Source organism: Streptomyces sp. NPDC050121, assembly GCF_044460385.1.
GTDB lineage: Bacteria > Actinomycetota > Actinomycetes > Streptomycetales > Streptomycetaceae > Streptomyces > Streptomyces soliscabiei.
The window spans coordinates 21,257-27,480 of sequence record NZ_JBITJV010000070.1; the positions used below are offsets into that span (position 1 = coordinate 21,257).

Sequence of the window (6,224 nt, forward strand, 5' to 3'; positions counted from 1 at the left end):
CCTACGATGTCGTCATGGATGGCGTGATGTGACGCTCTACGCCGGGCACAGCGGCTGGGCCCAGCCCTACCACCGTCTCGGCCAGCCGGGGCGGGCGGCGGCGGACCGCGTGCAGAGCGACGGTGGCGGGCTCGGCCATCGCCACCTGGTCGTCGTCGACCGCATCAGGAATGGGCACGAGTATCTCGGCGGGAACGGTGGTCCGCCCGACGTAGGCGCCATGGAGTGCGGTGAGCGCATAGGTTCCGAAGGCGAGCGAGGCAGGCCCTGGCATCGCTCGTCATGGGCGCGGCACATCGCGCACCAGCCCGCAGACCGGAGGCGTACCCGCGATCACCGGGTTGCCCTCGCTGAGGTCCGTAATGAACACCGTCGCCGCCCGCCGGCACCGTTCCGCCCCACTCATGCCCTGGGAGGAACGGCGGATACGGCTCCCCCTCTTTGAACGCCGTAACGTCGGACCCGCAAAGCCCGCACCTTCGATTCCTGCGACCTCCGTGCCGGGCCCGGCGCTCCCCGGCAGCGGGATGTCCTTGAACAAGACCTGTTCGCGGCCGGTGCTGAGCGCTGCTCTCATGCTGTACCTCCAGCGGATGTGTCAGAGAGGCCCGCGGGCCGCGGCCGGGCGTTCTGACGCGTCAGTCCGAGACCACGTCACGCAGGCGGGCGCAGGCGGCGCGGTAGACCTCGACCAGGTCGGCGTCGCCCTCCGGCGCCCGTTGTGATGCCCACTCGTCGAACGCGGCGCGCAGTGTGACGCCCACGGCATCGAGCATCATCCGGACCCGGAGGTCCACGCTCTCGGTGCCGGTGGCGTCCGCCAGGAGCTGTAGGAACCGTTGCCCCTGTTCCACCTCCCGCCCCAGGGCCGCGCTGCGCAGGGCCGTGTCCCGCATGAGCAGGCCGCGGACCCGCCGTATGCGGCCGAGCATGTCGGCCGCATCGGTACTCAGATCACCCAGGGCTCCGGCGATGACCTCTTCGATGCCGCGAAGGTTCAAGGGCCTGCCCTTGGCATCACCCAGGCGCGCGACGAAAGCGGACTCGAAGGCCCGGTGCGGCCCCAGCGCCGTGTCCTCCTTCGTCGCGAAGTACCGGAAGAAGGTGCTCTGCGAGACGCCGGCCGCTTGTGCGATCTCGAGCACGGTCGTGCGCTCGCACCCCTGCCTCTCGAACAGGTCGAGGGCGGCGTCTTCGATCTCGGCCTGGGTTGCCAGGCGACGGCGTTCGCGTAGATCTGGCTTACCGGTCACGTCGGGACGGTAGCACATGCTCAGTTGACAGACACACCAAACGTGAAAGTAACTTCCACAACGCGAGGGGCGATCACTATACATCGGGTGTCTGGGTGGCAGAGCGACAGCAAGCGCCCGTGCAGCGACTGGCGCTCCAGCCCCTTGACGGGGGACGCCAGAGGACCTGCGCACCTTTTGTTAAAGGCGTTGGCAAATCCCGAGACATCATCACCCGCTTCTCCTTGGTTCATGATCCGCACGAAAGACCAGGTCAGGTGAGTGTGTGCCATTCCCTGGAGTCCGCTGTCGGCGTTCGTGCGTCGTTCCGTGGCCCGACCGCGCGTGAATCACTACGAACGAACTCTTGTCATCGTCGGCAACCTCGCCGTAACGTCCCCACCGCTCAGAGACATGGGAGCAATCCGCAGCTTCCCTGCACGGCGTTCCGCCTGGAACGCATGGGCCTTCCCTCGCCCTGCCCCAGCCCGGGCGGCGAACACCCGCGCCGGAGCCCCCTCCCGCGCCTGTCACTGTCAACCATCGGAACACTCAGTTGCCCGGAGGTCTCTCCATGTCGAGAGCGATCAACAGACGGCAGTTCCTCGCTGGTACCACGGCCGTCGCGGCGGCCGCGGTCGTGGGCGGCCTGTTCGGCGCCGGCCCCGCCCTGGCCGCACCGTCCACCTACACGCCTACCTGGGACTCGGTGAACCAGCACCCGGCGTCCCCGGAGTGGTTCAAGGACGCCAAGTTCGGCATCTACTTCCACTGGGGAGTCTTCAGCGTCCCCGCCTACGACAGCGAGTGGTACCCGCGGAACATGTACTTTGGCGGCAGCAAGGTGAACCAGCACCACGTCGCCACCTACGGCGACCCTTCGGTGTGGCCGTACCACAACTTCATCAACGGAGCGAACGACAAGGCGGGCAACTTCACCCAGTTCGCGCCCAGGCTGAAGTCGGCCGGCGGCGCTTTTGACCCCAACGAGTGGGCGCAGCTGTTCGTGGACGCCGGGGCGAGGTTCGCCGGGCCGGTCGCCGAGCACCACGACGGCTTCTCGATGTGGAACAGCCAGGTCAACGAGTGGAACTCGGTCGCCAAGGGTCCACAGCTCAACCTGCTGCAGCTGTTCACCGACGCCGTCCGCGCGAAGAACCTCAAGCTGCTGGTGTCGATGCACCACGCCTACAACTACCTCGGCTACTACCAGGCGGTCCCGGCGCAGTCCGACCCAAGTCTGAAGAAGCTCTACGGGCAGCTGGACAAGACCACGGAGGACCAGCTCTGGTACGACAAGCTCAAGGAGGTCATCGACCTGGCCGAGCCGGACATCATCTACCAGGACGTCCACCTCGACCAAATCGCCGAGACACAGCTGCTGAACTTCCTCTCGTACTACTACAACCAGGCCAACTCATGGGGCCGGGAAGTCATCGCCACCTACAAGGACGCGTTCAACGGCCACGGCGAGGTCTTCGACTACGAGCGCGGCGGCCCGGCCGACATCACGTCGCCCTACTGGCTGACCGACGACAGCGTCTCCAGCACCAGTTGGTGCTACACGGAGGGCATCGGCTACTACACGGCACAGTTGCTGCTGCACGCCATGATCGACCGGGTCAGCAAGAACGGCACCGTCCTGCTCAACATCGCGCCGAAGGCCGACGGCACCATCCCCCAGGGCCAGCGCGACATCCTGCTGGGCATCGGCGACTACCTGAAGCGCTTCGGTGAGTCGGTGTACTCGACCCGCGCCTGGACCGCCTACGGCGAGGGGCCGACGAAGATGGGCGGCGGCACCTTCATGAACCCGAGCGCCGGCACCGCCCAGGACATCCGCTTCACCCGGAACAAGGCCAACGACACCCTGTACGCCACGGTGCTCGGCTGGCCCGGCAGCTCACTGACCGTCAAGACACTCAGCTCCAGTCGTATCAACCTGTCCTCGCTGACCTCGGTGAAGCTGCTCGACAGCACGGCCGGCACCTACATCGACCTGCCGAACCGCACCCAGGACGGGTCCGGGCTCAAGGTGACCCTGCCGTCGTCGGCACCGTTCTCCGCACCCATGTACGTGCTGAAGCTGACCTTCTCGGGCCAGATCCCCACGCTGCAACCGGTCGACGGTGCCCTGGTCTTCACGGACGTCAGCTACAGCGGCACCTCCGCCGCGCTCGGCCTGGGCGACTACACCGCCGACCAGCTCGACCTGCACGGGATACCCGCGCTCAGCATCTCCTCGCTGAAGCTCGCCCCGGGCCAACAGATCGTCGCCTACTCCGGCGACAACTTCACCGGCACCCAGTGGACGTTCACCGCTGACAACGCCGACCTGCGGGTCACCGGCCAGAACGACAGGATCACCTCGCTGAAGGTGCAGTTCAACCCGTCGACCTATCTCAAGATCATCAACTACACCGACGGTCTGGCCCTGGACAGCGGCGGCAACGTCGCCGGCGGATCCGACCTCAAGCAGTGGCACTGGTTCGACAACGCCAACCTCCAGTGGCAGGCGGTCGAGGTCGGAGGCGGCTACTACAAGCTGGTCAACCGGACCAACGGCATGGTCGCCGACAGCTGGGGCGCCACCAACAACGGCGCCACCTGCAAGCAGCTGGCCTGGAACGGCCACACCAACCAGCAGTGGAAGATCACGCACCGCGGCGGCGGCCAGTACAACATCGTCAACCGCACCACGGGCAAGTGCCTGGACGGCGGCGGCAACGTCTCCGAGGGCTCCGTCACCAAGATGTGGGACTGGGGCAACAGCACCAACCTTCAGTGGACCATCAGCCCCGTCTGACCCGTTCCCGACAGCCCATGGCCCAGTGCCGAACCCCGGCCGGCACCAGGCCATGCGCACAGACAAGACCCCTCGCCACCGCCATGCGCCCGGCCGCGGCCGGGCCGCGCGGGCCGATCGTTCCGAAGAGCCGCTCCGGACCGGCCCGCGCCGAAGGCAGACGACCTGACCACCAAGTGAAGAAGGACGCCCCCATGCAGATGAGACATCCACTCCGCCAACTGAGCGCGCAGGCCGCCGCCCTGGCCCTTGCCCTCACCGCCGGAGTGGCGGTGCTGGCGCCGGCGCCGGCGTCGGCCGCGAGTGACACGATCGGCGTGACCCTGACCACGTCGGACCTGGGCCAGGCCCTGACCCCGCAGCCGGGCATCGCCCTCGGTCCGGTGGCCTCGGGTAGCGTGAATTTGACGGTGGACGACACCCAGTCCTTCCAGACCATCGACGGATTCGGTGCCGCGTTCACCGACACCTCGGCCTACCTCCTGCAGAACAAGCTCGACGCCACCACCCGCGACCGGGTGATGCGTGACCTGTTCACCCGCGGCTCCGGCATCGGCCTGTCGCTCATGCGGGTGCCGATGGGCTCCTCCGACTACACCGCGACCCCCGCGAGCAACCCCTCCACATACTCCTACGACGACAACGGCGGCGTCGCCGACCCGAGCCTCGCCAACTTCTCCACCGCCCACGACGACGCGTACGTCATCCCGGTCATCAAGCAGGCCCAGGCGCTCAACCCGTCGATGAAGCTCTTCGCCAACGACTGGAGCCCGCCGGCCTGGATGAAGACCACCAACACCATGCTCGGCCAGGGCAACGGCACCCTGCGCTCCGACATGTACGACCCGCTCGCGCAGTACTACGTCAAGTTCCTCCAGGAGTACAAGGCCAAGGGCGTCAACGTCTGGGGCATCACCCCGCAGAACGAACCGACCATCTCACCGTCCAGCTACTCCGCCATGCTGTGGGCCGCGGGCAACGAGGCCACCTTCATCGCTGACAACCTCGCCCCCGCGCTGCAGCAGGCCGGCCTGAGCGACACGAAGATCCTCGGCGGGGACGCCGACCACGTGGACACCACCTACGCGAACACGCTGATGGGCAACCAGGCGGCGCGCAACGCGATGTACGGCACGGCGTGGCACTGCTACCAGAACGACCTCGGCAAGATGACCACCATCCACAACTCCTACCCGGACAAGCGGCTTTACGAAAGCGAGTGCTCCACCGGCCCCGGCATCGCCCCGATGAACGCCGCTCAGCTCGCCCTGGAGTCCACTTTCAACTGGGCCAACGGCGCACTGCTGTGGAACCTGGCGCTCGACACCAACGGCGGCCCCAAGATGGGCGTCGGCTGCGACAACTGCACCGGCCTGGTCACCATCGACCAGTCGACCGGCAAGGCCACCTACACCAACAACTACTACCAGCTGGGCCAGTTCTCGAAGTTCGTCGTCCCCGGCGCGACACGCATCGGCTACAGCGACGGCGGCGGCATCTGGGCCCAGGCCTACAAGAACCCTGACGGCGGCGAGGTACTGGTCGCCTACAACAACAACTCCTCCGCCACCACCTTCACCACCACCTGGAACAGCGCCGGATCGTTCTCCTACACCCTCCCCTCGCACGCCACGGTCACCTTCACGCGGGGCGCGCAGACGGCCGCCGCCCAGATCGTCGGCCAGGGCTCCAACCGGTGCCTGGACGACACCGGCAACCCGGCCAACGGCGTACAGCAGTACATCTGGGACTGCACGTCCGGGAGCGCCAACCAGGCTTACACCTACTCGGCGAACCGTGAGTTCCAGATCGCGGGCAAGTGCCTCGGCGCGTCCGGGAACGGCACCACCAACGGCACGAAGGTCATCACCTGGGACTGCAACGGCGGCTCCAGCCAGAAGTGGACCTTCCACGCCGACGGCAGCGTCACCAACGACCTGTCCGGACTCTGCCTCGACGTGACCGGCACAGCAACAGCGAACGGCTCCAAGGTCCAGCTGTGGAGCTGCACCGGTGCGTCCAACCAGAAGTGGTCGCTCTCCAGCGGAGGCTGACGAACCAAGGACGTGGGGGGGGGGGGGGGGGGGGGGGGGGGGGGGGGGCGGGGGGGCGGGGGGGGGGGGGGGGGGGGGGGGGGGGGGGCGCGGGGCCCCGCGGCGGGCGGGGGGGGGGGGGGGGGGGGGGCG

The 6,224-nt window shown here is 67.5% G+C and carries 5 protein-coding genes; 2 read left to right on the top strand and 3 right to left on the bottom strand.

The annotated features are described in order from the left end of the window. Position 1 precedes the first annotated feature (1 nt). The 3 genes from ACIBTS_RS47400 to ACIBTS_RS47410 are packed head-to-tail and all read right to left on the bottom strand — an operon-like array spanning position 2 to position 1,253. The gene (locus ACIBTS_RS47400) at positions 2-274 is read right to left on the bottom strand and encodes a hypothetical protein (protein ID WP_399327907.1); all 273 of its coding nucleotides are present in this window, start codon (positions 272-274) and stop codon (positions 2-4) included. Then, a complete protein-coding gene (locus ACIBTS_RS47405; protein WP_399327914.1) occupies positions 165-602 on the bottom strand; it encodes an alcohol dehydrogenase catalytic domain-containing protein in 438 nt (145 codons plus the stop codon). The genes ACIBTS_RS47400 and ACIBTS_RS47405 overlap by 110 nt, the downstream gene beginning before the upstream one ends. A gap of 36 nt (positions 603-638) precedes the next feature. Next, a complete protein-coding gene (locus ACIBTS_RS47410) occupies positions 639-1,253 on the bottom strand; it encodes a TetR family transcriptional regulator (RefSeq protein WP_399327909.1) in 615 nt (204 codons plus the stop codon). A gap of 553 nt (positions 1,254-1,806) precedes the next feature. Between ACIBTS_RS47410 and ACIBTS_RS47415 the strand changes: the two genes are divergently transcribed. After that, complete coding sequence (locus ACIBTS_RS47415) at positions 1,807-4,038, top strand: alpha-L-fucosidase (RefSeq protein ID WP_399327911.1); 2,232 nt, start codon at positions 1,807-1,809, stop codon at positions 4,036-4,038. A gap of 200 nt (positions 4,039-4,238) precedes the next feature. Next, positions 4,239-6,092: a ricin-type beta-trefoil lectin domain protein gene (locus ACIBTS_RS47420; RefSeq protein ID WP_399327913.1), complete on the top strand. Its 1,854-nt coding sequence runs from the start codon at positions 4,239-4,241 to the stop codon at positions 6,090-6,092. Positions 6,093-6,224 lie beyond the last annotated feature (132 nt).

Bases quoted from the DNA above. Each gene is read 5' to 3' on its own strand.
- ACIBTS_RS47415 (WP_399327911.1), top strand. From the start codon at position 1,807: ATGTCGAGAGCGATCAACAGACGGCAGTTCCTCGCTGGTACCACGGCC.
- ACIBTS_RS47420 (WP_399327913.1), top strand. From the start codon at position 4,239: ATGAGACATCCACTCCGCCAACTGAGCGCGCAGGCCGCCGCCCTGGCC.
- ACIBTS_RS47400 (WP_399327907.1), bottom strand. From the start codon at position 274: ATGCCAGGGCCTGCCTCGCTCGCCTTCGGAACCTATGCGCTCACCGCA.